Source organism: Salipiger marinus, assembly GCF_035481585.1.
GTDB lineage: Bacteria > Pseudomonadota > Alphaproteobacteria > Rhodobacterales > Rhodobacteraceae > Salipiger > Salipiger marinus.
The window spans coordinates 244,840-268,765 of record NZ_JAYKSL010000001.1 but is presented as its reverse complement, the minus strand read 5'-3'; the positions used below and the strand labels follow the sequence as shown (position 1 = coordinate 268,765).

General features: G+C 68.6%; 22 protein-coding genes and 1 tRNA gene. 13 read left to right on the top strand and 10 right to left on the bottom strand.

Translation table 11 applies throughout. The features are described from left to right. The first annotated feature begins 36 nt into the window (after positions 1-36). The 8 genes from VK682_RS01420 (at position 37) to arsJ (ending at position 7,510) form a co-directional block, all read left to right on the top strand. A complete protein-coding gene (locus VK682_RS01420) occupies positions 37-867 on the top strand; it encodes a hypothetical protein (protein ID WP_089842573.1) in 831 nt (276 codons plus the stop codon). After that, positions 750-1,832, top strand: coding sequence for an endonuclease/exonuclease/phosphatase family protein (locus tag VK682_RS01415; RefSeq protein WP_230794740.1), 1,083 nt, complete (start codon positions 750-752; stop codon positions 1,830-1,832). Before VK682_RS01420 ends, VK682_RS01415 begins: the two co-directional genes overlap by 118 nt. Before the next feature lie 65 nt (positions 1,833-1,897). Further along, on the top strand, positions 1,898-3,001 hold the full coding sequence (gene leuB / locus VK682_RS01410) for a 3-isopropylmalate dehydrogenase (RefSeq protein ID WP_089842570.1): 1,104 nt from the start codon (positions 1,898-1,900) through the stop codon (positions 2,999-3,001). Positions 3,002-3,134: 133 nt separating this feature from the next. After that, positions 3,135-4,118, top strand: coding sequence for a DMT family transporter (locus VK682_RS01405; RefSeq protein WP_089842567.1), 984 nt, complete (start codon positions 3,135-3,137; stop codon positions 4,116-4,118). A gap of 26 nt (positions 4,119-4,144) precedes the next feature. Next, positions 4,145-4,221 (top strand) — tRNA-Pro (locus VK682_RS01400). A 170-nt stretch (positions 4,222-4,391) separates the two neighbouring features. Continuing rightward, positions 4,392-5,240: an arsenate reductase/protein-tyrosine-phosphatase family protein gene (locus VK682_RS01395; protein WP_230794739.1), complete on the top strand. Its 849-nt coding sequence runs from the start codon at positions 4,392-4,394 to the stop codon at positions 5,238-5,240. A gap of 3 nt (positions 5,241-5,243) precedes the next feature. Beyond that, entirely contained in the window at positions 5,244-6,254 is a 1,011-nt protein-coding gene (locus tag VK682_RS01390; RefSeq protein WP_324781333.1) for an ArsJ-associated glyceraldehyde-3-phosphate dehydrogenase, read from the top strand. After that, the gene (arsJ, locus tag VK682_RS01385; protein WP_230794738.1) at positions 6,251-7,510 is read left to right on the top strand and encodes an organoarsenical effux MFS transporter ArsJ; all 1,260 of its coding nucleotides are present in this window, start codon (positions 6,251-6,253) and stop codon (positions 7,508-7,510) included. Before VK682_RS01390 ends, arsJ begins: the two co-directional genes overlap by 4 nt. Before the next feature lie 2 nt (positions 7,511-7,512). Here the strand turns inward: arsJ and VK682_RS01380 are convergent, their stop codons facing one another. Then, positions 7,513-8,979: a S8 family serine peptidase gene (locus VK682_RS01380; protein ID WP_230794737.1), complete on the bottom strand. Its 1,467-nt coding sequence runs from the start codon at positions 8,977-8,979 to the stop codon at positions 7,513-7,515. A gap of 92 nt (positions 8,980-9,071) precedes the next feature. On the opposite strand from VK682_RS01380, the gene VK682_RS01375 reads away from it, so the two are divergent. Both VK682_RS01375 and VK682_RS01370 read left to right on the top strand, forming a co-directional pair. Beyond that, on the top strand, positions 9,072-9,578 hold the full coding sequence (locus VK682_RS01375) for an RNA polymerase sigma factor (protein ID WP_089842552.1): 507 nt from the start codon (positions 9,072-9,074) through the stop codon (positions 9,576-9,578). A gap of 26 nt (positions 9,579-9,604) precedes the next feature. Continuing rightward, positions 9,605-10,375, top strand: a complete 771-nt coding sequence (locus VK682_RS01370) for an anti-sigma factor family protein (RefSeq protein ID WP_230794736.1) — start codon at positions 9,605-9,607, stop codon at positions 10,373-10,375. A 141-nt stretch (positions 10,376-10,516) separates the two neighbouring features. Here VK682_RS01370 and VK682_RS01365 read toward each other — a convergent pair whose 3' ends face one another. The 4 genes from VK682_RS01365 to VK682_RS01350 all read right to left on the bottom strand — a co-directional run bounded on the left by VK682_RS01365 (position 10,517) and on the right by VK682_RS01350 (position 12,825). Continuing rightward, complete coding sequence (locus VK682_RS01365; protein ID WP_230794735.1) at positions 10,517-11,302, bottom strand: calcium-binding protein; 786 nt, start codon at positions 11,300-11,302, stop codon at positions 10,517-10,519. A gap of 216 nt (positions 11,303-11,518) precedes the next feature. Further along, complete coding sequence (locus tag VK682_RS01360; protein WP_230794734.1) at positions 11,519-12,016, bottom strand: hypothetical protein; 498 nt, start codon at positions 12,014-12,016, stop codon at positions 11,519-11,521. Between the two features lie 42 nt (positions 12,017-12,058). Continuing rightward, positions 12,059-12,352 carry a hypothetical protein gene (locus VK682_RS01355; protein WP_230794733.1) on the bottom strand — a complete coding sequence of 98 codons (294 nt, stop codon included), beginning with the start codon at positions 12,350-12,352 and terminating at the stop codon, positions 12,059-12,061. A gap of 68 nt (positions 12,353-12,420) precedes the next feature. Next, complete coding sequence (locus VK682_RS01350) at positions 12,421-12,825, bottom strand: thiol-disulfide oxidoreductase DCC family protein (RefSeq protein WP_230794732.1); 405 nt, start codon at positions 12,823-12,825, stop codon at positions 12,421-12,423. Between the two features lie 88 nt (positions 12,826-12,913). On the opposite strand from VK682_RS01350, the gene VK682_RS01345 reads away from it, so the two are divergent. After that, entirely contained in the window at positions 12,914-14,341 is a 1,428-nt protein-coding gene (locus VK682_RS01345; protein ID WP_324781332.1) for an HTTM domain-containing protein, read from the top strand. Here VK682_RS01345 and VK682_RS01340 read toward each other — a convergent pair. The 4 genes from VK682_RS01340 to VK682_RS01325 are packed head-to-tail and all read right to left on the bottom strand — an operon-like array spanning position 14,338 to position 20,530. Beyond that, entirely contained in the window at positions 14,338-17,850 is a 3,513-nt protein-coding gene (locus tag VK682_RS01340; RefSeq protein ID WP_425262616.1) for an error-prone DNA polymerase, read from the bottom strand. The two genes, VK682_RS01345 and VK682_RS01340, sit on opposite strands and share 4 nt — an antisense overlap. Further along, complete coding sequence (locus VK682_RS01335) at positions 17,847-19,331, bottom strand: Y-family DNA polymerase (protein ID WP_089842530.1); 1,485 nt, start codon at positions 19,329-19,331, stop codon at positions 17,847-17,849. Before VK682_RS01335 ends, VK682_RS01340 begins: the two co-directional genes overlap by 4 nt. Beyond that, positions 19,285-19,860 (bottom strand): ImuA family protein, encoded by a 576-nt coding sequence (locus VK682_RS01330; RefSeq protein WP_230794730.1) that lies wholly within the window; start codon positions 19,858-19,860, stop codon positions 19,285-19,287. The genes VK682_RS01335 and VK682_RS01330 overlap by 47 nt, the downstream gene beginning before the upstream one ends. After that, positions 19,844-20,530, bottom strand: a complete 687-nt coding sequence (locus tag VK682_RS01325; RefSeq protein WP_269061906.1) for an SOS response-associated peptidase — start codon at positions 20,528-20,530, stop codon at positions 19,844-19,846. The genes VK682_RS01330 and VK682_RS01325 overlap by 17 nt, the downstream gene beginning before the upstream one ends. A 246-nt stretch (positions 20,531-20,776) precedes the next feature. Here VK682_RS01325 and VK682_RS01320 point away from each other — a divergent pair, with 246 nt between their 5' ends. Both VK682_RS01320 and VK682_RS01315 read left to right on the top strand, forming a co-directional pair. Continuing rightward, entirely contained in the window at positions 20,777-22,273 is a 1,497-nt protein-coding gene (locus VK682_RS01320) for a CHAD domain-containing protein (RefSeq protein ID WP_230794728.1), read from the top strand. After that, on the top strand, positions 22,270-23,013 hold the full coding sequence (locus VK682_RS01315; protein WP_089842520.1) for a ParA family protein: 744 nt from the start codon (positions 22,270-22,272) through the stop codon (positions 23,011-23,013). Before VK682_RS01320 ends, VK682_RS01315 begins: the two co-directional genes overlap by 4 nt. Before the next feature lie 39 nt (positions 23,014-23,052). Here the strand turns inward: VK682_RS01315 and VK682_RS01310 are convergent, their stop codons facing one another. Then, on the bottom strand, positions 23,053-23,919 hold the full coding sequence (locus VK682_RS01310) for a prevent-host-death protein (RefSeq protein WP_230794727.1): 867 nt from the start codon (positions 23,917-23,919) through the stop codon (positions 23,053-23,055). Positions 23,920-23,926: the final 7 nt, after the last annotated feature.

Here is a 23,926-nt window from a genome sequence, read left to right as displayed (position 1 = left end):
CAGACCGACTCCGTCCGGACCAGAGAGGCAGAGCACGTGATTGATCGCCTGGTGAAAGCCGGCTCGCGGGCCGTTGTGATGGCGCTGCTGGTGGCGGCGCCCGCTCTGCTGCTGCCCGAAAAGCCTGTGGACAGCGCGCATATCACCGCACTTCTGGCGCTGATCGCCGCCGTTCTGACCTTTGCCGAATATTATGGCGACTATCCCTCCATCGTCGAATTCCGTGACGCGCCGCCGTTCAACCGCATCCGCGCCATAGCACTTCTGGCCACGGTGCTGAGCCTGACGCTGATCGCGCGGGGCGAGATCCATCCGACCGGGCTGACCGTCTGGCTGACCACGCTGGGCACGGGAATCGGCCATGCGCTGGATTTTCCGTTCTCGCCGGTGCGGCTGATGGTGCTTCTGGGCACCGAAGACATGTCTGGCGCCGAACTTGCGCGGCTGCGCACGCATGCCGGGCTCGCCTATCTCGCCTCGCTGCTGACCATGGCGGCCTTTGTGGTGACGGTGCGGCTGCTGAACTGGCCGGTCCGGCGCGGATCCTTCAATTTCTGGGTCAATCTGCCGCTTTTTGATCCCACCACCGGCGGCGACGTGCTGCGCCGCCTGAAACGGGATGCGCATGTTAACGTGGCCTTAGGGTTTCTTCTGCCATTCCTGATCCCGGCGATCATGAAGTTTGCGGTTGGAATGATCGACCCGCTGTCCCTCACCCATCCGCAGACCCTGATCTGGACGATGAGCGCATGGGCCTTTCTTCCTGCCAGCCTGATCATGCGGGGCATCGCGCTGACGCGCATCGCCCAGCTGATCGAAGAAAAACGCCGTCGCGCCTATGCGCAGGCGCAGTTGCAGGCGGCCTGAGCCTGCTTCTGGCGCTGCTGCTGGCCCTGCCCGGCCATGCGGCGGATCTGACCCTTGCGACATGGCATGCCGATCTGTCCCGTGACGGGCCGGGCCTGCTGCTGCGCGACCTGCAGGATCCGGGGCCGGATCTGCAGGCGCTGGTGGCGCAGGTGACAGAGGCGGCGCCGGATGTGCTGCTGCTGACCCATGTGGATTTTGACGCGGGCGGTGCCGCGCTGGCGGCGCTTGCGGCGCTGCTGGCGGAAGGCGGGGCCGCCTATCCGCACCGGCTGGCCTTGCTGCCCAATACCGGCATGGCCACCGGGCGCGATCTGGATGGCGACGGGCGGCTGGGCGGCGCGCGGGACGCGCAGGGCTATGGCCGCTTTGCCGGGCAGGGCGGCATGGCGCTGCTGTCGCGCTGGCCGCTGGTGGTGGCGCGCGATCTGTCGGACCTGCTGTGGCGCGATCTGCCGCAGAGCCGCATCGCCGCCGATGATCCCGGGCATGACCTGCAGCGCCTGTCCTCCACCGGCCATTGGGTGGTCACGCTGGACGCGCCAGAGGGGCCGCTGACCCTTCTGGCCTTCGCCGCCACGCCCCCGGTCTTTGACGGGCCGGAGGATCGCAATGGCCGCCGCAACGCCGACGAGCTGCGGCTGTGGTCGCTGTGGATGGAGGGCGGCTTTGACGGGGGGGCGGGGCCTTTCGTGCTGATGGGCAATGCCAATCTTGACCCCGACCGGGGGGAGGGGCTGCGGCAGGACATGCAGGCGCTGCTGGCCGATCCGCGGCTGCAGGATCCGCTGCCGGACGAGCCCACCGTCGCGTGGAAAACCGCCGGTCCGATGCGGGTCAGCTACGCGCTGCCCTCGGCTGGCCTGCGGGTCACCGCGGCACGGGTCTGGCCCGCCGCGGAGGGGCAGCTGCACCGGCTGGTGGCGCTGTCGCTGGCTTGGCCGCCACAGGGGCCATCCCCCTGATTTCTTGACCAGCCGTCCCCCCTCGGCTAGGCGATGACCAACATTCCGAGGAGAGGAACAGACCCATGAGCAACCCTTCGCTTCTCATCCTGCCGGGGGACGGCATCGGCCCCGAGGTGATGGCCGAGGTCCGCCGGATCATCGACTGGTATGGCGCGAAGCGCGGGCTGGTGTTCGATGTGTCCGAAGATCTGGTGGGCGGCTGCGCCTATGACGCGCATGGCACGCCGCTGCATGATGACACCATGGCCAAGGCGCAGGAGGTGGACGCAGTGCTGCTGGGCGCCGTGGGGGGGCCGAAATACGACAGCCTCGATTTCTCGCTGAAGCCGGAACGCGGCCTGCTGCGCCTGCGCAAGGAGATGGATCTTTACGCCAACCTGCGCCCGGCGCAGTGCTTTGACGCGCTGGCCGATTTCTCCTCGCTGAAGACCGATGTGGTGGCCGGGCTCGACATCATGATCGTGCGCGAACTGACCTCCGGCGTCTATTTCGGCGAACCGCGCGGCATCTTCGAAGAGGGCAACGAGCGGGTGGGCATCAACACCCAGCGCTACACCGAATCGGAAATCGACCGCGTGGCGCGGTCGGCCTTCGAACTGGCGATGCGCCGCAACCGCAAGCTCTGTTCCATGGAAAAGGCCAATGTCATGGAATCCGGCGTGCTCTGGCGCGAGGTGGTGACCGAGGTCGGCAAGGATTACCCCGAGGTCGCGCTGACCCACATGTATGCCGATGCCGGCGCCATGCAGCTGACCCGCTGGCCCAAGCAGTTCGACGTGATCGTGACCGACAACCTGTTCGGCGACCTGCTGTCGGATCTGGCGGCGATGCTGACCGGCAGCCTTGGCATGCTGCCCTCCGCCTCGCTGGGCGCGCCGATGGCGAATGGCCGTCCCAAGGCGCTTTACGAGCCGGTGCATGGCTCCGCCCCCGACATCGCCGGGCAGGGCAAGGCCAATCCGATCGCCTGTATCCTCAGCTTCGCCATGGCGCTGCGCTACAGCTTCGATCAGGGCGCCGAGGCCGACCGGCTGGAAAAGGCCGTGGAGCGGGTGCTGGCTGACGGTCTGCGCACCGCCGATCTGCTGGGGCAGGAGGGCGTGGCCCCCGTCACCACCGCCGAAATGGGCAGCGCGATCCTCGCCGCGCTGGATGCCAGCCTCTGAGGCAGGCGCCTCGTGACAGGGCGGGGGCGGCGCAACGCCGCCTCCGCAGGCAGGACGCGGGCCCTCCGGCATTGAAACCGCAGGTTTTGAGGCTAACCCTTGCCCGGAACTCGGGCAGAACAGGCGGAATGACATGGGACCGAATGCCAAGGGCGCGCTGCTGGCGCTGCTGACCTTCGGGGTTTACTCGACACATGATGTGATCGTGAAATTCCTCGGTGCCGATTACAGCCCGTTCCAGATCGTGTTCTTTTCCGTGCTGCTGAGCTTTCCGCTGGTCAGCCTGATGCTGATTCGCGACACGACCCCCGGCCATCTGCGCCCGATCCATCCGTGGTGGACCGCGCTGCGCACGCTGTCGGCGGTCATCACCGGGGTGGCGGCGTTCTACGCCTTTTCGGTGCTGCCGCTGGCTGAAACCTACGCCATCATCTTTGCGCAGCCGCTGCTGATCACCGTCTTGGCGATTCCCATTCTTGGCGAACAGGTGCGGCTGCGGCGCTGGATCGCGGTGCTGGTGGGACTGGCCGGGGTCATGGTGGTGCTGCGCCCGGGCAGCACCGATCTGACGCTGGGCCATGCGGCGGCGCTGGTGGCGGCGGTCTGCGGCAGCTTCGCCTCCATCGTGGTGCGCAAGATCGGGCAGGACGAGCGGTCGGTGGTGCTGCTGCTTTACCCGATGATGGCGAACTTCCTGATCATGGCCTGCGCCATGCCCTTTGTTTACACGCCCATGCCGGTGGAGCATCTGGGCGCCGTCGGGCTGATGGCGGTGCTGGCCTCGCTGGGTGGGCTGCTGCTGATCTCGGCCTATCGCGCGGGCGAGGCGGTGATCGTGGCGCCGATGCAATATTCGCAGCTGCTGTGGGCGGTGCTGTATGGCGCGCTGTTCTTTGACGAATATCCCGACACGGTGACCCTGCTGGGCGCCGCGCTGATCATCGGCAGCGGTCTTTACATCGTGCTGCGCGAGGGCCGCGCGGGCACGTCGGAGAACACGCCGGTGCTGCGCACCCGCGCCCGGATCGAATTCGGCACCTCGCTGCGGGTCGGTCCGCTGCTGCGCGCGCTGCGCCGCCGTGACAAGGTGATGAAAGAGGCCTTGCCAAAGCGCTGAGCCTGCGGTAGTTCGCGCGGCACGGTCGGAGTGTAGCGCAGCCTGGTAGCGCACCTGCTTCGGGAGCAGGGGGTCGGAGGTTCGAATCCTCTCACTCCGACCAATTTGCGCAGCAGCTCCCGAACGCTGCGCCTTCCCCCTCAAAAGAAAAATCGCACAAGCCCGCGCATTCCGTGCCGCGGGCTTTTTGCCGTTTGCCTTGCTTCTGTCACCGCAGGCGGGGCTGTGCCGGTTTTTCTGGCATTGCGTTCATATTTCCTGTATTCCGGAAATATGGAACAGAATCGCGCCGCTCATGCCTTTGCCACCCTCGGCCATCCCGGCCGTCTTGCTGTCTTTCGCCTGCTGATGCGGTTTACCCCGCGTGGCGTGCGCCCGACAGAGATTGCCGGGGCGCTGGGGCTGAAGCCCAACACGCTGTCGCACCATCTGTCGGACCTGACCGCGTCGGGGCTGGTGCAGGTGGACCGGCAGGGGCGGTCGCTGTTCTATTCCGTCGATCTGGACACCACCGAGGGGCTGATCGGCTACCTCGCGCTGGATGTGGGCCGCGCCCGTCCCGATCTGCTGTCTGCGTTTCTGTCGCATCAAAAGGACGATCCCGTCATGCGCACCACCGGTTTTAATGTGCTGTTCATCTGTTCCGGAAACTCTGCCCGTTCGATCTTTGCCGAGGCGCTGCTGCGCGATCTGGGCAAGGGACGGTTTGCCGCGCATTCGGCAGGCACCCGTCCTGGCACGCAGCTCAACCCCTTTGCGCTGGAGGTGCTGGCCCGCAACGGCCATGACACGCAGACGCTGCGGTCCAAGCATCTGTCGGAATTCCAGACCCCCGAAGCGCCGAAGATGGATTTTGTCTTTACCGTCTGCGACACCGCCGCCGCCGAGGAATGCCCGCCATGGCCCGGCCAGCCGATCACCGGCCACTGGGGTCTGCCCGACCCGGTGAAGGCGCAGGGCACCGATGCCGAAAAGGCGCTGGTCTTTGCCCAGACCTATGGCGCGCTGCACCGCCGGATCGCGGCCTTTGTGGAACTGCCTTTCTCCACGCTGGACCGGATGGCGCTGCAGGCCCGCGTTGACCATATCGACACCGACGCGCAAAGCGCAGAGAAGGCCTGACCCATGCCCCGTATTGCCCTGAACGGCCTTGGCCGGATTGGAAAGCTGGTCCTGCGGGATCTGATCGACACCGGCGCGGGCGGCGACATCGTCCTGCTGAACGATCCCGTGGGGGATGCCGACCAGCACGCGCTGCTGATGGAATTTGACAGCGTGCATGGCCGCTGGCCGACGCCGGTCCGGGCCGAGGAGGGGGCGCTGGTGCTGGACGGCACCTCCATCCGGCTGAGCCACGAAAAGACGATCGAGGCGCTGCCGCTGGCAGAGCTGGGCGTGGATCTGGTGATCGATGCCACCGGCGTGTTCAAGACCACCGCCAAGACCGCGCCCTATTTTGCCGCCGGTGTCAAAAAGGTGGTGGTCAGCGCCCCGATCAAGGAAGAGGGCGCGCTGAACCTCGTCTATGGCATAAACCACGATCTTTACGATCCCGCGCAGCATGATCTGGTCACCGCCGCCAGCTGCACCACCAACTGTCTGGCGCCGGTGGTCAAGGTGATCCACGAGAACCTTGGCATCCGCCACGGCTCCATCACCACGATTCATGACGTGACCAACACCCAGACCATCGTGGACCGCCCGGCCAAGGACATGCGCCGCGCGCGGTCGGCCCTGACCAACCTCATCCCCACCACGACGGGCAGCGCCACCGCGATCACGCTGATCTATCCCGAACTGACCGGGCTGCTGAACGGTCATGCGGTGCGGGTGCCGCTGCTGAACGCCTCGCTGACCGACTGCGTGTTCGAGGTGGCCCGGCCCACCACGGTCGAAGAGATCAACGGGCTGTTTCAGGCCGCAGCCGAGGGCCCGCTGAAGGGCATTCTGGGCTTCGAGGCGCGGCCTCTGGTGTCCTGCGATTACGTCAACGACCCGCGCTCGGCCATCATCGACGGACCGTCCAACATGGTGGTGGGCGGCACGCAGGTGAAGATCTATGCGTGGTATGACAACGAATGGGGCTATGCCTGCCGGCTGGCCGACATCGCGCGGCTGGTGGCGGCGTCGCTATGAGCCTGTCTGCCGCCCCCGCCAATCCGCTGCGCGCCTATGCCGCCGTCACCGCCGCCTACTGGGCGTTCATGCTGTCGGATGGCGCGCTGCGCATGCTGGTGCTGCTGCATTTCAACGTGCTGGGCTTCAGCCCGGTGCAGCTGGCATGGCTGTTCCTGCTCTATGAGGTGGCGGGGATCGTCACCAATCTGGCCGCAGGCTGGCTCGCGGCGCGCTTCGGTCTGGCGGCGACGCTGTATGCCGGGCTGGCGCTGCAGATCGGCGCGCTGGCCGCGCTGGCGCAGCTCGATCCGGGCTGGAGCGTGGCCGCCTCGGTCGTGTTCGTGATGGCGGTGCAGGGCGTGTCCGGCGTGGCCAAGGATCTGTCCAAGATGTCGTCCAAATCGGCGGTCAAGCTGCTGGCCCCTGCCGAGGATGGCGGGCTGTTCCGCTGGGTCGCGGCGCTGACCGGGTCGAAAAACGCGGTCAAGGGGCTGGGCTTCTTTCTGGGCGCGGCCCTGCTGGGCTGGGCCGGGTTTCAGACGGCGATCTGGTCCATGGCGGCGGTGCTGGCGGCGATCCTGCTGGCGGTGGTGCTGTTCCTGCCCGCAGGTCTGCCGGGCCGGATGAAAAGCGCCGAAGGCTGGTCGGGCTGGCGGTCGCGCGACCTGCGGGTGAACCGGCTGTCTCTGGCGCGGATGTTCCTGTTCGGCGCGCGGGACGTGTGGTTTGTGGTGGGGATCCCGGTCTATTTCCACTCCGTGCTGTCGGACGGCACCCCCGACGGGCGGCGCGAGGCGTTCTTTCTGGTGGGCGGGTTCATGGCGCTGTGGATCATCGCCTATGGCGCGGTGCAGGCCTTTGCCCCGCGTCTGCTGGGCGGACGGGCCCAGCCCGAAGCGCAGATCACCCGCAAGGCGATCCTGTGGTCCGGGCTCTTGGTGCCCATTCCCTTTGCGCTGGCGCTGGCCGCGCTGCTGTCGGACGGTCCCGCGCTCTGGCTGACCATCGTGCTGGTGGCGGGGCTGCTGCTCTTCGGCTTTGTCTTCGCGGTCAATTCCTCGGTGCATTCCTATCTGATCCTTGCCTTCGGATCGGCAGAGCGCATCACCCGCGACGTGGGCTTCTACTACATGGCCAATGCGGCGGGGCGGCTGATCGGCACGCTGCTGTCGGGGGTCAGCTATCAGCTGGGCGGGCTGTCGCTGTGTCTTGCCACCGCCGGGATCATGGCGGCGGCAAGCTGGCTGGCGGCGCGGCGGCTGGCGGCGGACTAGCCTCAGAGCGGGCTGTCGCAGAGCCCGTCAATGTTCAGAAGCCCCGCGCCATAGACCGGATCGCGCCCCGGATCCCCCAGATCCCGGGCGCGTTCCACCAGAGCCTGAGCGATTTCGGCGGCGGTCAGCTCGGGCCGGGATTCGCGCAGCATCGCGGCGGCGGCGGTGACGAAGGGCACGGCAAAAGAGGTGCCGGTCTTCCACCGCGCGCCAGAGATCGAGGCGGCGGTCCACACGTTCACCCCCGGTGCGGCCAGATCCACCGCCTCGCCCCGCTGCGCGCGGCGGAAGACGGTGCCGCGCCGGTCCACGGCGGTGACGGCGATCACTGGCGCAAGGGCGGCGGGATGCGCGGGCTCGGCGCGGGGCCCGTCATTGCCCACGGCGGCCACCACCACGATGTTCTGCTCCATCACCATGCGGTCCACCATGGCGGCCAGCGCGGTGTTGGCTGGCCCGGCAAGGCTGAGATTGACCACCTGCGCGCCACCCTGCGCCAGCAGGTCAAGCCCTTGGATCAGCGAAAAGGAATCGGACCGTTCGTCGCCGCCCTGCCGGTGGAACGTGTCCACCGCCACCAGCCGCGCCCCCGGCACCAGCCCGGGCGACCGGGTCGACGGATCACCCACCAGCAGCGCCGCCACCGCCGTGCCATGCACCGCCTTGGACGGATCTGCCCTGTCGCGGTTCAGTCGCGTCACTTCCAGCCGGGCTCCGGCGAAGGTCTCGTGATCCTCGTTGATGTCGGTGTCGATCATGCCCAGCGTCACGCTGCTGCCGCAGGTGCCCAGCCGGGAGCTGGGCGCGGGCCATGCGATCATCTGGCGCGCGGGGCAGTCGCCCCCCTTGCAGCTGCCGTCAAAGGCCTGTTCGCTGCGGTAATAATGGTTGAAATCCGCGTCCTGACCGCTGGGCAGGGTGCGCACGGCGGCGCGCGCCTCGGTCAGGGTCAGGCCCGCCGGAATCGCCAGCCGCCGCGAGGTCAGGCCAAGCGTGGTGATCTGCGCCTCTTCGGTGACGGTGAAGCCCTGCGCCAGCAGCGCGGCCAGATCGGTTTCGTCCAGCGCCAGCGTCACGATTTCCGACGGGGCAAAGTCGGGCGCGGGTGGGCGGGGCGCCTGCACCGGCGCGGCCCGGCGGGGCGCGGGGGCGGCGGGTGCCGCGCGGCGCAGGTCGGGCAGGCGGATCACGCGGCGGGGCCGCGCCGCGCCCCGGTCATCGTCATTGTCGTTGCGGGCGCTGCTGCCTCTGCTGCTGCCGCCGCCATCGTCGTCATCGTTGCCCCCGCCGCTGCTGCCGCCGCCGCCATCGTCATCATCGTTGCCACCGCCGCCGCCGCCATCATCGCCGCCGCCGTCATCGTCATCAGCCAGCGCCATCCCGCCCGGCAGGCCGGGCGCCAGCACCAGCTGCGGCAGGCCGGAGACCAGACCCAGCACAAGGAGAAAAAGCAGGCAAAAACGAGGCATGGTTAACATTCTCCACTGGTTGCGGCGTCAGGAATGACTACGTATCCGCTTTGCCATTATTCCACCCGCGCCATAAAAAAATCGAGAGGGACATGACCGAGCCGTTCGAGACTGCCTTGATTGCAGCCCTCCCCAAACTGCGGCGTTACGCGCTGTCGCTCTGCCGTCGCGGTGATGTGGCCGATGATCTGGTGCAGATCACGGTGGAACGCGCGGTGACCGCAAAGGCGCGGTTTGATCCCGAAACCAGCCTTGAGGCGTGGCTGTTCCGCATCCTGCGCAATGCGTGGATCGACCAGACCCGGCGCACCGCCACGCGGGGCACCGAAGTCGATGTGGTGGACATGCCGGAAGCGGCGGTTTTCGATGGCGGGCGCGCCACCGAGGCGGCGATCCTGCTGCGCCAGACCGAGGCGGCGCTGGCCACGCTGCCCCCCGAGCAGCAGGAGGTTGTGCGCCTCGTCTGTTTCGAGGATCTGAGCTATGCCGAGGCGGCAGAGGTTCTGGGCATCCCCAAGGGCACGGTGATGAGCCGTCTGGCGCGGGGCCGGGTGGCTTTGGCGGAAAAGCTTGGAATAAATCGGGTGGGTGATGCGTAATCTTCCGGACCCGAAGGAGATGCAGGATGCAGGAGCATAATTATCCGGACGAGACGCTGATGGCCTATGCCGACGGCGAACTGGACGATGCCACCGCTGCCGAACTGGATCAGGCGCTGGCGCGTGATCCGGAACTGCTGCGGCGGCTGGCGCTGTTCACCGGCACGCGCGACGTGCTGGCCGAGGCTGCCGCCGCGCGTCCGCTGGATCCGGTGCCCGATGCGCTGATGGCGCGGGTGCGCGCCACGCTGGAGGCGGGGGCCGCCGCGCCCGAAACCGTGCCCGAGCAGGCGCCCGTGGAAAAGGTGGTGCCGTTCCGGGGCCGCGACACGTCCGCGCCGCGCTGGCAGCCGATGGCGCTGGCGGCGAGCCTTGCGCTGGCCGTGGGGCTGGGCGCGGGATTTGGCGCCGCGCGGCTGGCCACGCCGGATGCCGCGGCGCCGCTTGGCTTTGCGGCTCTGGCTGTGCCGGGCGTGACCGAGGCGCTGAGCAGCCTGCCCTCGGGCGAGGGCCGCGCGCTGGATCAGGGCGAAATCGCGGTGCTGGCCTCGTTCCGCGACGCGCAGGACCGGCTCTGCCGCGAATTCGAGGTGGAGGGCAGCCTTGGCAGCGTGGTGTCGGTGGCCTGTTTCGAGGCGGGCGGCTGGCGCACGACGCTGGCCCTTGCCGCAGCCCCGGAGGAGGGCGGCTATGCCCCCGCCTCGTCGATGGAGACGCTGGAATCCTACCTTTCCGCCGTGGGCGCCGGGCCGGTGCTGACCCCCGAAGAAGAGGCGCAGGCGCTGCAGTCTCTCTGACCGCCGGCGTCCTCAGCAGCAGAAAACCCCCGCCATGGCGGGGGTTTTTTTATGGCCAGAGCGGGGTCGCAGATCGGGGCGGGCACAAAAAAGCCCGCCGCGGACCAGCCGCGGCGGGGGATCATCTTCTGCCTGCCTCACTCAGAAGATGAAATCGTCGGAGTCGAGCTGCGACAGCCGGGTGTCTTCGAGCCGCAGTTCGTGAGCGCCGAAGCGCAGCAGCAGATCCGACCCCTGCTGGATCGCCGCGGCCTGCACATCGCCAAAGCTGTCGGCAAAGGCGCGCAGGTCGATGTCGTCATCGCCGCTTTCGAAGTCGCGGATCACGTCGCGGCCCGCGTTGAACACGAAACGGTCGGCGCCTTCGCCCCCGGTCATGATGTCATTGCCCGCGCCGCCATGCAGCACGTCATTGCCTTCGCCGCCCGACATCATGTCGTTGCCGGTGCCGCCCAGAAGGGTGTCGTTGCCCTCGTCGGCGATCATGCGGTCGCTGCCCGACCCGCCATCCATGCGGTCGTCACCCGCGCCGCCGAACATGCGGTCGGCGCCCGCGCCGCCCACCATCTTGTCATTGCCTTCACGGCCATACATGCGGTCGTTGCCGTCGCCGCCATTCAGCCGGTCATTGCCTTCGCCCGCGTCCATCAGGTCATTGCCCGCGCCGCCCACCAGCAGGTCGTCGCCGCTTTCATCGGTCAGCGTGTCGTCGCCCGCGCCGCCGTCCAGCGTGTCCTCGCCCTTGCCGCCGAGGATGACGTCATTGCCATCTTCGCCATAGAGCCGGTCCTCGTCGTCATTGCCTTCGATCCGGTCATTGCCTGCGCGGCCATAGATGGTGTCTGCGCCGTCAAGGCCAAGGATCACGTCCGAAAGGCCGGTGCCGAACAGGCGGTTGGCGGAGTCGTTTCCAGTAATTCGTGCCATTTTGAAGTCCTTCCGTTGTCACTCATCAAAGGGTTGGTGTGCTGAAGGGCCGGTTCGTCCTGGCCTTCATATGGATTACGTTGGCGGCGCGGGCTTATTCCTCGGAGCGCGACTTTTTCTGAAAATTCTATCGACCGGGGCGGGCGGGAACCGGGGGGCCTGAAACGGAACCGGCCCGCGCGAGGGCGGGCCGGTCCGGGTCTGTGTCAGATCGCGTCAGTCGTCGTCATCGTCACCACCGCGGCCACCGTCGTCATCGCCGCCGCGCCCGCCGTCATCGTCATCATCGCCGCCACGGCCACCGTCATCGTCGCCACCGCGGCCACCGCCACTGCCGCCACGACCGCCGTCATCGTCATCGTCGTTGCCGTCGCGTCCGCTGTCATCGTCATCATCGTCGCGGCCCCAGCCGCCGCCGCGCCGGTCATCGTCATCGTCATCGTCGCGGTCCGCACGACCGCCCCAGCCGCCGCGGCTGTCGTCGTCATCGTCCCGCGACGCGGCGGAGCGGATGTCGCGGGCCGACAGGGGCGAACCGTCACCCCGGCTCCAGACTTCGTCGGCGCCGCGGCTGCCGAAGGTGTTTTCAAGCTCGCGATAGGACAGCAGGCCGTCGCGGTTGCGGTCGATTTCCGAAAACCGGACAGGCTGGGCCAGCGCCGTGGTGGATCCAAGGATCAGGGCCAGCGTGGCAAGGGTGAAGCTGCGGGTCATGGTGTATCCTTTCTGAAGGGCAATGTGGGGGAGGGAGGGGGATCAGTCGTCGTCGTCGTCGTGACGGCGGCGGGGGCTGTCATCGGACCGGCGGTGCCAGTGCGCGCGGCCCTGATGCGGGGCGGCCCGGCGCCAGTGGCCGCGGTCGTCGTCGTCATCGTCGCGGCGCAGCTGCGGGCTGGTCCGGATCAGGGCGCGCAGATCATGGGGCAGATACAGCCCGGCACGGCGGCCACCATCGTCATCATCGTCGGCCCGGGCCATGCCGGGGGCGGCGAAGGCGCCAAGCGCCACGCTGGCGGCCAGCGCCAGCAGAAGGGGTCTTGTCGGGGTCAAGGGGGTCTCCTTTCCGGGATGCGGGCCGGTGCGGCCCTTGTTCCCAGACAACGGCGCTGCCCCGCCCCCTATTCCCGCCGCTGCGAATTTTTCTCGGCGGCAATGGGGCGGCGCCCGGCCAGCCGCAGCCACAGCCGCCGCCCGCGCACCAGCCACGGATAGATCCGGCGGGCCGCGCGCGGGTTGCGGAACAGCTGCCGCTGCAGGCGGTTGAGCCTGCCACCCTGCCCGGACAGCAGCGCCAGAAGATGCACCGCCTCGGCGCCGACATGGCGGCGGCCCTGCCAGAGCACCGCCATGCCCTCGTCCAGATCCACGCGCTCGGCCAGCAGCGTGGCGACGCGCGGATCGTCGGAGCGGGCATTCACCAGCTCGACCGCGCCCACCGTTTCGCGCAGGCGGACAAGGGTGACATAGGCACTGCAGAACGGACAGTCGCCGTCATAGATGATCACCAGCGGCTTTTCCGGCATCGTAACTTGCTCCAGTCTGACTCTGTCGGGAATACGCCCGGCACCCGCCCGTTATTCCCTCATGGACAAGACATAGCGGGAGAGACCGATGACCCCATCCATTCCAAGCCTCACCTCCATGGCACAGGCGCTTGCCCGTCCGGTGCCCGTGCTGTCGCTGGCCGTCTTCCGCATCGCGCTGGGGGCGCTTCTGGTGGTGGATTGCTGGCGCTTCCTTTGGCATGACCGCATCTGGCGCTACTGGGTGGCGCCGGATCTGCATTTTACATGGCCGGGTTTCGGCTGGGTGCAGCCGCTGCCGGATCCGTGGATTCATGTGGCGTGGCTGGGCATGGGGCTGGCCGCGCTGCTGGTCATGCTGGGCCTGTTCTACCGCGTCGTCATCGTGGCGCTGACGGTGCTGTTTGCCTATTTCTTCCTGCTCGACAAGGCGGAATACCTCAACCATTTCTACCTTGTCCTGCTGTTCCTGCTGCTGATGTGCGTGCTGCCCGCCCATCGCGCGCTGTCGCTGGATGCCGCGTGGTTTCCCGGCGTGGCGGCAGATCATGTGCCCTATGCGGCGGTCTTCGTGCTGCGCGCGCAGATGGAGATCATGCTGATCTTCGCGGGGCTGGTGAAGCTGACGCCGGACTGGCTGGCGGGCGAGCCGCTGGGGCTGTGGCTGCGCGCGCAGTCGGGCGCGTTTCCCTTTGGCGCGCTGTTTGACCAGGACTGGGTGATCCTGACCGGGGCATGGGCCACCGTCGCGCTGCATCTGCTGGGGGCGCCGCTGCTGATGTGGCGGCGCACGCGGTTGCCGGTCTTTGGCATCTATGTGCTGTTCCACAGCGCCAATGCGGTGTTTTTCAACATCGGGATCTTCCCGTGGATGACCATCGCCGCCAGCACGATCTTTTTCGCCCCCGACTGGCCGCGGCAGCTGCTGCGCTGGCTGCATGCGCGGGTCGAGCCGCTGCCCGCGCTGCCCGATCCCGTGGCACCTCCGGCGCGGGCGCTGCCGGGGCTGGCGCTGGCCGGGCTTGCGCTGTGGCTGGCGGTGCAGGTGGCGCTGCCGCTGCGCGCGGGCGCCTTCCCGACCGAGGTGCGCTGGACCGGCGACGGGCACCGGCTGTCATGGCGGATGCGCATCTATGACCGGCAGGCGACGGGCCTGTTCCGCGTCCGCTCCGGCGATCAGGAATGGCTGGTCGATCCCGAGGATTACCTGACGCCCCGGCAGGCCTCGAAGATGCTGGTGCGCAGCGACATGGTCCACCAGTTCGCCGGGCATCTGGAAAGCATCTGGCAGGAGGCGGGGCATGGCGATGTTGCCGTATATGCCGAGATCTACAAGTCGCTGAACGGGCGCCCGGCGCAGCTGTTCATCGACCCGCAGACCGACCTGACCGCCGTGCGCCTGAACTACCTGCGCGCCGATGCGTGGGTGCTGCCGCTGCAGGAACCGGTCTGGGGCGTGGCGCAGAACCGCGCCGCCGCCGGGCGGCAGGCCGCGGCAGAGGCCGCCGGGGGCTAGTGGAAATCCCGGCTTGGGAACAGCACCTTGGCCTGATCGCGCGGATGCCGGGCCGAGGCGCGCAGGCTGCCCCCGGCAGGGCGGCGGGTTTCATCCGCCCGCCCGTCATTAGGCGCGATCAGCAGCGGGCGGCCCAGCGTGGCCAGATGCGGCGACAGATCCTCGATCCGCTCCGCGATCAGGTGAACCACCCGGCCTTCGCGTTCGATCCGTCCGCTGACGCGCAGCAGCCGCCCCGCGATCACCGCCTTGCGGAAGGTTTCGTAGATGCGCGACCAGACCACCACATTGGCGGTGCCGGTCTCGTCCTCCAGCGTCAGAAAGATCACCCCCGAGGCGGTGCCGGGCCGCTGCCGGGTGATGACCAGCCCCGCCACGGTGACGCGGCCCGTGGCGCTGGCCAGCCGGTCATGCGGGGTGGTGCCGGGCAGGCGCGGGCGCAGCATCTCCATCGGATGGGCGCGCAGCGACAGGCGCAGCGACAGGTAATCCTCCACCACCTCCTGTCCCAGCGTCATCTGCGGCAGCATCACCTCGGGTTCGCGCAGGCCTTCGCCGGTCTCTCCGAACAGCGGCAGCGGCGCGGGCGCGCGCAGCGCGCGCGCGGCCCAGAGCGCATCGCGCCGGGTCAGTCCCAGCGGGGCAAAGGCATCCGATTCCGCCAGCCGGTCCAGCGCCAGCGGCGGCACCCCGGCGCGGCGCCACAGGCTTTCCACATCGGGATAGCCGTTGCCCCGCGCCGCCACGATCCAGCGCGCGTCCTCCTCGCGCAGGCCCTTGATCTGGCGCAGACCCAGCCGCAGCGCCAGCGCGCCATCCGCGCGCGGTTCCAGCGTGCAGTCCCAGTGCGAATGGTTGACCGAGACAGGCCGCACCTCCACCCCATGATCGCGGGCGTCGCGCACCAGCTGCGCCGGGGCGTAGAACCCCATGGGCTGGCTGTTCAGCAGCGCGCAGGTAAAGACCTCCTGATGATGGCATTTCAGCCATGCCGAGATATAGACCAGCCGGGCAAAGCTGGCGGCGTGGCTTTCGGGAAAGCCGTAGCTGCCGAAGCCTTCGATCTGCGCGAAGCAGCGTTCGGCAAAATCCGCCGCATGGCCGCGCGCCAGCATGCCGGACACGAAGCGGTCGCGGAAGCTGCCGATGGTGCCCATGCGCTTGAAGGTGGCAAGGCTGCGGCGCAGCCGGTCGGCCTCGGCGGGGGTGAAGCCCGCCGCGACCACGGCAATCTGCATCGCCTGTTCCTGAAACAGCGGCACGCCATAGGTGCGGCCCAGCACCTCCATCAGGGCGGGGCCCAGATCCTCCACCGGCTCGCGGCCCTGACGGCGGTTGATGAACGGATGCACCATGCCGCCCTGAATGGGGCCAGGGCGCACGATGGCCACCTCGCAGACCAGATCGTAGAAATCTCGGGGCTGCATCCGGGGCAGGAAATTCAGCTGTGCCCGGCTTTCCACCTGAAACACCCCGATGGCATCGGCGCGGCACAGCATGTCATAAACCTCCTCGTCGCGGGGCGGCACATTGGCCAGCGTGTAGGTCTTGCGCCGGTGTTCGGCCAGCAGGGCAAAGCTTTTGCGGATCGCGGTCAGCATCCCCAGCGCCAGAATGTCGACCTTCATCAGCCCCAGCGCGTCGATGTCATCCTTGTCCCATTCGATGATGGTGCGGTCGTCCATCGCGGCATTCTCGATCGGGCACAGGTCGTCCAGACGGCCCTCGGTGATGACAAATCCGCCGACATGCTGGCTCAGATGGCGGGGAAAGCCGATGATCTGCGCGATGATCTGCGCCGCCAGCCGCACCCGGCGGTCAGCGGGATCCAGCCCCGCCTCGCGCAGCCGGTCCGGCCCCGGCGCGCTGGAGGACCAGCCCCAGATCTGCCCCGACAGCCGCGCCAGCACATCCTGACTGAGCCCCATGACCTTGCCCACCTCGCGGATGGCGGCGCGGGACCGGAAATGGATCACCGTGGCGGTCAGCCCGGCCCGGTCGCGCCCGTAACGGTCATAGATCCACTGGATCACCTCCTCGCGCCGTTCATGTTCGAAATCCACGTCGATGTCGGGCGGCTCGCCCCGGTCCTTGCTGATGAACCGCTCAAAGATCAGCGTGATGGATTCGGGCGGCACCTCGGTGACGCCCAGCAGGTAGCAGACCACGGAATTGGCAGCGGAGCCGCGCCCCTGACACAGGATGCCGCGCGAGCGGGCAAAGGCCACGATGTCATGCACGGTCAGGAAATAGGGCGCATAGCCCACTTCGGCGATCAGGCGCAGTTCCTTTTCGGCGCGGCTGACGATCTTGGGCGGCGGGCCTCCGGGATAACGCCAGCCCAGCCCCTCGCGGGTCAGCCGTTCCAGCCGGTCCTGCGCCGCCTCGCCGTTGCGGGTTTCGGCGGGATATTGATAGCGCAGCTGGTCAAGGCGGAAGGCGCAGGCATTGGCGATGTCCAGCGTGCGGCGCAGCGCGGCGGGATAGCGGTGAAAGAGCCGCGCCATGTCCGCCCCGGATTTCAGGCGGCGTTCGCCATTGGCCAGCCGTCGGGTGCCGATGCCGTCGATGGTGCAGCCGGTGCGCAGGCAGGTCAGCACATCCGCCAGAGGCCGCCGGGCGGCGCGGTGCATCAGCACCTCGCCCACCGCCACCATGGGCAGGCCGGTGCCCTGCGACAGCGCCGCCAGCCGGTCCAGCCGTTCCTGATCCTGCCCGTCATAGACCGGCGCCGCGCCCAGATGGCACTGCCCGGCGAAGGCCCGCGCGATCTGGCGCAGATCGGCCTCGGTCCGGCGGGCGGGGGCCTCTGTCTTCTGCGGGTCGGGATCCAGCGGATCGGGGGGCAGGGCGATCAGGATCATGCCCTGCCCCCAGTCCAGCAGATCGGCGCGGGTCAGGTGACAGTCACCTTTCGGGGCGCGACGCTTGCCCAGCGTCAGCAGCCGGGTCAGCCGCGACCACGCGGCAAGATCGGTGGGCAGGGCCAGCCAGTGCACCGCGCTGTCGGTCAGCACCAGCCGCGCGCCGGGGATGAGCCGGGGCAGGGGCCGGTCGAGCGGCAGCGCCGGGGCGCCCTCCTCTCCGCTTTCGCCCATGCACCGGGTCTGGCGGCTGGAAGGGTCGGTCACCCGGTGCGACCGGATCCCGGATCCGTCCATGGCGGCGGCGTGATCGGTCCGCGCCTGATCCTGCAGCCGGGTCAGTTCCTTCAGCGCCGAAAAGGCGCGCACCACGCCCGCCACCGAATTGCGGTCGGTGATGGCCAGCGCGGCAAGACCCAGTTCGGCGGCGCGGATCACCAGTTCCTCGGGATGGGAGGCGCCGGTGAGGAAGGTGAAGTTGCTGGTCACGCAAAGTTCGGCATAGGAGTCGGCAGGGGACAGGGCGCTGTCCGCCTCGGTCCCGGGGGGGCGGGGCCTGAACGACGCAGTGACGCCCGCCCCGGGCGGAGAGCTGTCAGCCCCCTCCGCCGGGAGGTCCGGGCCGGGTCGTGCGGGGCGGGTCATGCAAATTCCCCCTGCGCGAACCAGCCCTCCGACGGCCATCTGGCGGCCTGCGGGGTATGGAACAGCCACAGACGGGGGCCTTCGCGGGTGTCGATCCGCCAGTAGTCGCGCAGGCCGGACCGCCATGCCGGATCGTCGAACCACCATTCCGGGGCGATCCGTTCCGGCCCGGTGGCGCGCAGCGTGGTCAGGCTCATGCGCCGCCAGCGGAAGCGCGCGGGAGGATGGCCCGAGGTCTGGCTGAGCGGCTCTGGCGGAAACAGCGTGGCCGGGCGCGGCGGGCGGCGCAGCGGCGGATGGGGGGCAGGCGTGCTCCATGCGGCGGCGGCGGTCAGGAAGCTGCGTTCGGGGATGCGGCTTTCGGCGGGCAGCAGACGCAGCACATGGTCAAAGCCCAGCCGGTTGCCCAGCCGGGAGAGCAGATCGGCCAGATCATCCTGCGGGCGGCTGGCGCGGGCGCCGATCTGTTCGGGCAGCAGCGGTTCGATCAGCGTCGCCTCCAGCCGCATCCCGTCGATGCCAAAGCCCGCATCCACCGTCTCCACCTGCTTGCGGAACAGCGGGGCGATGCGGTCGGGATCGCGCATGGCGCGGGCCAGTCCGATTTCCAGCGCGGTGGTGGCGCGGTCGACGCGCCGCAGTTCCAGCCGCAGGCGCCGCGCGCCGCAGCGGGCCTGCGCCAGCCGGTCGCAGAGCCGGGCCAGCAGCCGGTCGAGCGCGGCCATGACATCGGCGCTTAGCCCGATGGGATCGGGCAGGGTCAGGCGCACGCCGAAATGCGGCGGCTCCGGCGGGGCGCCGACCGGTTCGGGCAGGGTGCCCAGCATCTGGTCGAGGCGCTGCAGCGGTCCCGGCCCGAACCGCCGCACCAGCGGCGCGCGCGGCAGCGGGATCAGATCCGCGATGCGGTGCAGGCCCATGCGGGCCAGCGTTTCGGCGGTGTCATGGTCAAGCCGCAGCGCGGTGACGGGCAGCGGGCCCAGCCGGTCGGCCAGAAGCCCCTCGGGGACGATGCCGCCGCCATGCCGGGACAGCGCATGTGCCCCGCCCCGGGTGCAGGCGATGGCGCTCTGTGCGGTGATCCCGGCCCGGTCAAGCCGTGCCTGCAGATCCTCGCGCAGCTCGGCCTCGCCCCCGAACAGATGCGCGGCCCCGGTGATGTCGGCCACCAGCCCGTCCGCCCCGTCCACCGCCACCTGCGGCGCATAACGTCCGGCCCAGCGGCGCAGGCTTTCCAGCCCCGCCGCGTCCTGCGCCAGATCGGCGGGCCGCGTGCTCAGATCCGGACAGATGGCGCGGGCATCGGCCAGCGCCATGCCCCGGTGCAGGCCGCGCGCCTCGGTCTCGGCGGTCAGGCAGTGCAGGTGATCGGCGCTGCCCGCGCGCAACGTCAGCGCAAAGGGCCCCGCACAGGGGCGGCGGCGCAGGCTGATGTCACTGGACAGCCTCGGAAACCATATGACAAGTTGTCGACGTCCCATCCCAGTGCACAGTCCAAAGTCCAGTAGTTCCCTTTTTGTTCTTTATAAGGCGCCATTGGTGCCCTGTCGAGTCCCAAGGCGCGGAAATTGGATCACAGGCCCATCGGGTTTCGGCGGCGGTGCTGCCCTGACCTTCGCGGATCAGCATCAGCCCGGGGGTGCGCCCGGCTTCGGCAGCCAGCTGCAGGCGGCGCCCGGCGGTCAGCGACAGCGGCTTTTCGGGTTCGGCCAGCACCAGCCCCAGCGGCCCGGCGCGCAGGCATTCCTCCACCGACCAGAGCAGATCGGTTTCCGACCGGGCCTCGATCAGCAGGAGGCGGTCGGCCACGCCCTGCGGCAGACCGGCGGGCAGCGGGCGCTGGTGCTGGTGCGCGGGCAGCACCCAGACCAGCGGGCCGGGATGGCGTGCGGCCTGAAACAGCGCAAAGGCGCGGCGGCCCGGGCCTGCCGCCTCGTGCACGCGGGTGGACGCAAGGGCAAAGGGATCGCGCGGGGTGTCGGCGGAGCGGCGGTCAGGCTGGATCTTCACGCATGCCCTCCTGCACCAGCGTCAGGGTTCCGTCCGGCAGCGGCTGCTGCAGGCGCAGCGCCTGTTCTGCCGGGGCGGTCAGCCAAAGGCGGCACTGCTCGGGCCGGGTCAGGATCACCGGCATCGCCTTGGGATGCACCGCGCCCACCTCGGCATTGGGCGGGCAGGTGAGGAAGGCGAACAGATCCGCCGTCACCTCGCCCTCCTTCAGCTTGCGCACCGAGGTCCATTCGGTGCGGATCCCTGCAAAAAAGGCCAGCGGGCGGTCAGGGCCAAGCGCGAACCACACCGGATGGTTGCGCGGCGCGCCGGGGCGCTGGTCCAGTTCGGAAAAGCTGGTGAAGGGCACAAGGCAGCGGTGCTCCACCCCCAGCCAGCGCCGCCAGTGCGGCGAGGCGACGTTGCGGATGTTGGTCACGCCGGGATCGGTGCGCCGACCCTTCAGATAGGCGGGGGGCGTGGGCATGCCCCAGCGCGCGCGGCTCAGCCGCCAGCCGCCCTCCGTCCCGGGGGCGTGGCGCAGGATCGGGGCGGCGGTGTCGGGCCAGATTCCGGGCTGCGGCGGCAGGTTGCCGGTTTCGTCCAGCAGCGGATCTTCGCGGTCCAGCACGGACTCGAAAACCTGACGCATGGCGTCCTGGCTTCGGGTCTGGGAATAAAGATTGCACATGCGGCCTCCGGAGAATCAGCAGATGAGGGGGAACATTGCCAGAACTGAACCCGAAGGCAAACCCCGTCGCGGCGGCTGCCGTGGCGTCCGGCACGGCACGAGCCTTGACGAAGATCACGGTTTCATGACATCAACGCTGTTTCGTTTCGCAGCGTGGCGCCTTTGCCTCTGCTGCGGCACCCCTGACAGAAGAGGTTGCATCGTGCCCGCCACCCCACGAGGTCTGACATGACAGGATCCGAGCGGATGACCGTTTTTGACGGAGTGGAGCTGCCCGAACGGCTGGACGGGCTGGATCTGGGCAAGGGCCGCATCCTTCTGGAGCCCGCCGCCGAGGAGATGGAATTCGATCTTCTCGACACGTTCGACGGGCAGGTGGCGGCCAAGGGCGCGCTGCTGGTGGCCGCCGGAGACGCGCTGGTCCTGCTGGAGCCGCAGGGCCTGCTGCGGCAGGAACGTGCCGCCCCCGGTTTCGTGTCGGATCTGCCGCAGGGGCCGGTGACAGAACGGCTACGCCGTCTCGTCTCGCCGCTGCGCACGCTGATGCGCGTGGCCGAAGGCCATCTGACCCGGCAGGCGGTGCGGGGCGTGGACGATCTGGACAAGACCCATCTGCGCGGCACGCTCTGGGTGTTTGCGCCGATCTGCGGCGGCACGGTCAGCCTGCTGGAGATGGCGGCGCTGCGCGGCTACGCGCCGACGCTGGCCCGGCTGGAGGCTGCGCTGGCCCCCGTGGTCGAAGAGATCCACGATGCGCGCGGTGCTGCTCAGGCGCTGCGTGGCACCGGGGCCTCTGCCCCTGTCCTCATGGCGCCGGACGAAACCGCCTTTCGCGCGGCGGGCGACATCATCCGCAGCCAGCTTGCCGTGGCGCGGCAGCAGGAGCCGGGGGTGCTGGCCGATCTGGACAGCGAATTCCTGCATGATTACCGCGTGGCGCTGCGCCGGGTGCGGTCGGTCGTGTCGCTGTTCAAGGGCGTCTACAGCGCAGAGCGCACCACCGAACTCAAGGCGCGGTTCGGCGCGGTCATGGCCCATACCGGACGGCTGCGCGATCTGGATGTCTACCTGATCGAGCGCGACAAATACCTGTCGCTGGTGCCCGAGGCGATGCGCCCGGGGCTGGGCAAGCTCTTTGACCGGCTGGCCGCCGAGCGTCAGGCCGAACTGAAGGTGCTGACCGCATGGATGGACAGCGACGCCTATCGCGCCGAACTTCACGGTCTGGCCCGGCTGTTCGAAAAGCCGAAGCGGCTGGCCAAGGGCCCCGAGGCCGAGCGCCCCGCGCTCGACTATGCCAAGACGCTGATCTGGAAACGCTACCGCAAGGTCAACAAGATCGCCCGGGGCATCGACGACGCGACCCCCGACACCGAGGTGCACGAGCTGCGCATCGCCTGCAAGAAACTGCGCTATCTCATCGAATTCTTCACGCCGCTCTTTGACGATCCCGAAGTGCCGCGTCTGGTCAAGGCGCTGAAGCGGCTGCAGGATAATCTGGGCAATTTCAACGACTACTCGGTGCAGCAGGCGGCGCTGGGCCGGGTGGCCGAGGATCTGGCGCGCGATCCGGGCCCCGATGGCGTGGCCATCGCCACCAGCCTTGGTGCCCTTGTCACCGTGCTGCATCAGCGCCAGATGGAAGAGAGGGCCCGCATCACCAGCTCTTTCGCGGCGTTTGACGGGCCGGACACGCAGGCGGGCTTCCGCAGGATATTCAAGCCAGAGGAGGGGACGGCATGAAGATCGTTGCCAGCTATTCGAACAAGGGTGGCGTGGGCAAGACCGCGTCCTCGGTCAATCTTGCCCATGGGCTGGCGCAGTCCGGGCTGCGCGTGCTGCTGTGCGATCTGGATCCGCAGGGCGCCTCGGGGTTCTATTTCCGGGTGAAGCCGTCAAAGAAACTGACCGACGAGCGCTTCTTCACCGATGTGAAGCGGTTCACCGACTCGATCCGGGGCAGCGATTACGAAAACCTCGACATCCTGCCGTCGAACCTGACCTTCCGCGATTTCGACGTGTTCCTGTCGCGGATGAAAAACAGCCGCTCGCGGCTGCACAAGGCGCTGAAAAGCGTGGCATCCGACTATGACATCGTGCTGCTCGACTGCCCGCCGAACCTGTCGACCCTGTCGGAAAACGTCTTTGCCAGCGCCGATGCGATCCTTGTGCCGGTGATCCCCACCACGCTGTCGGAACGCAGTTTCGAGCAGCTGCTGGAGTTCTTTGCCGAAACGAAGCTGTCGAAGAAAAAGATCCTTGGATTCTTCTCGATGGTGCAGGGCACCAAGAAGCTTCATGCCGAAACCATCGCGCGGATGCGGCAGGACTATCCCAAGCGGCTGCTGGACATCGCGGTGCCGTTTTCCACCGATGTGGAAAAGATGGGGGTGCATCGCGCACCCGTGGCCACCTTTGCCGCCAGCAGCCCCGCCGCGCGCAGCTATGACGCGCTGCGCCACGAGCTGCAGCAGCGGCTGTAAGGGATCCGGCCCCGCGGTCCCGCGGGGCCGGACAGACCCTCAGCGGTCCCAGAGCCGTTCGCGGTCCAGACGGCCCTGATCGTCCAGCCGCACCTCGACCCAGTCGCCATCGGGGGACTGCGCCACGGCATCCACATGGCGCCCCCCGCGCTTGACGAAACCCACCTCGCTATAGCCAAGCGCGCCCAGCGTCTCGCGCGCCTCGGCTTCGGACATCGACCGGCGCTTGTCGTCCCGCTCCCGGTCCAGTTCCAGCAGGCGGCCATCGCGGGCGAAGGTCAGTTCAAGACGGGTGCCGTCGCTGGCGCGGCCTTCCACCTCGATCTCGCCATCATCCTCGTCGAGGTCGATCTTTTCCAGCCGGGTGAGTTCGGCCATGGCGGGGGCATTGCGCGCCGCCTCGGGCAGCAGCGCGGCCAGCAGCGCCTCCGGCAGGGCGCCGCTGTCGGTTTCCACATCGGTCAGCTGCCCGCGTTCGGTCTTGGCGCGCAGCCAGCCGCCTTCGGACAGGCGGGCGTGGACATGCACCTCGCGGTCGTCATCGTCATCCTCCATGCGGGTCATGACCTCGGTCAGGCCCAGATCCCGCAGCGGCTGCGGCAGCTCTCCGGCCTGCGCCTGTGCCTGCGGTGCCGGCGCGGGGGCCGGGGCCTCGGCGGGGGCCAGCGACAGGCTGCTGGCGGTAAAGCTGCGCCCCTCCGCCGTGCCGGTCAGGTTGACGCGGGCGCCCGCCTCGGGAACGGTGGCGTCGTCGGGCAGGGTGACCAGCATCCGGCCTTCGGGGGCGGCCAGCACGATCTGGCGGTCGAACACTTCGGCCACGGTGCCGGACAGGGTGCTGTCCTGCGCGGCGACGGGGCCTGCCAGAAGGGCGGTCAGGGCGAGAGCGGAAAAACCATGTTTCATCGTGATC

Bases quoted from the DNA above. Each gene is read 5' to 3' on its own strand.
- VK682_RS01405 (WP_089842567.1), top strand. From the start codon at position 3,135: ATGGGACCGAATGCCAAGGGCGCGCTGCTGGCGCTGCTGACCTTCGGG.
- VK682_RS01375 (WP_089842552.1), top strand. From the start codon at position 9,072: ATGACCGAGCCGTTCGAGACTGCCTTGATTGCAGCCCTCCCCAAACTG.
- VK682_RS01390 (WP_324781333.1), top strand. From the start codon at position 5,244: ATGCCCCGTATTGCCCTGAACGGCCTTGGCCGGATTGGAAAGCTGGTC.
- VK682_RS01345 (WP_324781332.1), top strand. From the start codon at position 12,914: ATGACCCCATCCATTCCAAGCCTCACCTCCATGGCACAGGCGCTTGCC.
- VK682_RS01320 (WP_230794728.1), top strand. From the start codon at position 20,777: ATGACCGTTTTTGACGGAGTGGAGCTGCCCGAACGGCTGGACGGGCTG.
- VK682_RS01335 (WP_089842530.1), bottom strand. From the start codon at position 19,331: ATGGGACGTCGACAACTTGTCATATGGTTTCCGAGGCTGTCCAGTGAC.
- arsJ (WP_230794738.1), top strand. From the start codon at position 6,251: ATGAGCCTGTCTGCCGCCCCCGCCAATCCGCTGCGCGCCTATGCCGCC.
- VK682_RS01395 (WP_230794739.1), top strand. From the start codon at position 4,392: ATGGAACAGAATCGCGCCGCTCATGCCTTTGCCACCCTCGGCCATCCC.
- VK682_RS01340 (WP_425262616.1), bottom strand. From the start codon at position 17,850: ATGACCCGCCCCGCACGACCCGGCCCGGACCTCCCGGCGGAGGGGGCT.
- leuB (WP_089842570.1), top strand. From the start codon at position 1,898: ATGAGCAACCCTTCGCTTCTCATCCTGCCGGGGGACGGCATCGGCCCC.
- VK682_RS01310 (WP_230794727.1), bottom strand. From the start codon at position 23,919: ATGAAACATGGTTTTTCCGCTCTCGCCCTGACCGCCCTTCTGGCAGGC.
- VK682_RS01350 (WP_230794732.1), bottom strand. From the start codon at position 12,825: ATGCCGGAAAAGCCGCTGGTGATCATCTATGACGGCGACTGTCCGTTC.
- VK682_RS01380 (WP_230794737.1), bottom strand. From the start codon at position 8,979: ATGCCTCGTTTTTGCCTGCTTTTTCTCCTTGTGCTGGGTCTGGTCTCC.
- VK682_RS01325 (WP_269061906.1), bottom strand. From the start codon at position 20,530: ATGTGCAATCTTTATTCCCAGACCCGAAGCCAGGACGCCATGCGTCAG.
- VK682_RS01315 (WP_089842520.1), top strand. From the start codon at position 22,270: ATGAAGATCGTTGCCAGCTATTCGAACAAGGGTGGCGTGGGCAAGACC.
- VK682_RS01415 (WP_230794740.1), top strand. From the start codon at position 750: ATGGGCCTTTCTTCCTGCCAGCCTGATCATGCGGGGCATCGCGCTGAC.
- VK682_RS01365 (WP_230794735.1), bottom strand. From the start codon at position 11,302: ATGGCACGAATTACTGGAAACGACTCCGCCAACCGCCTGTTCGGCACC.
- VK682_RS01360 (WP_230794734.1), bottom strand. From the start codon at position 12,016: ATGACCCGCAGCTTCACCCTTGCCACGCTGGCCCTGATCCTTGGATCC.
- VK682_RS01370 (WP_230794736.1), top strand. From the start codon at position 9,605: ATGCAGGAGCATAATTATCCGGACGAGACGCTGATGGCCTATGCCGAC.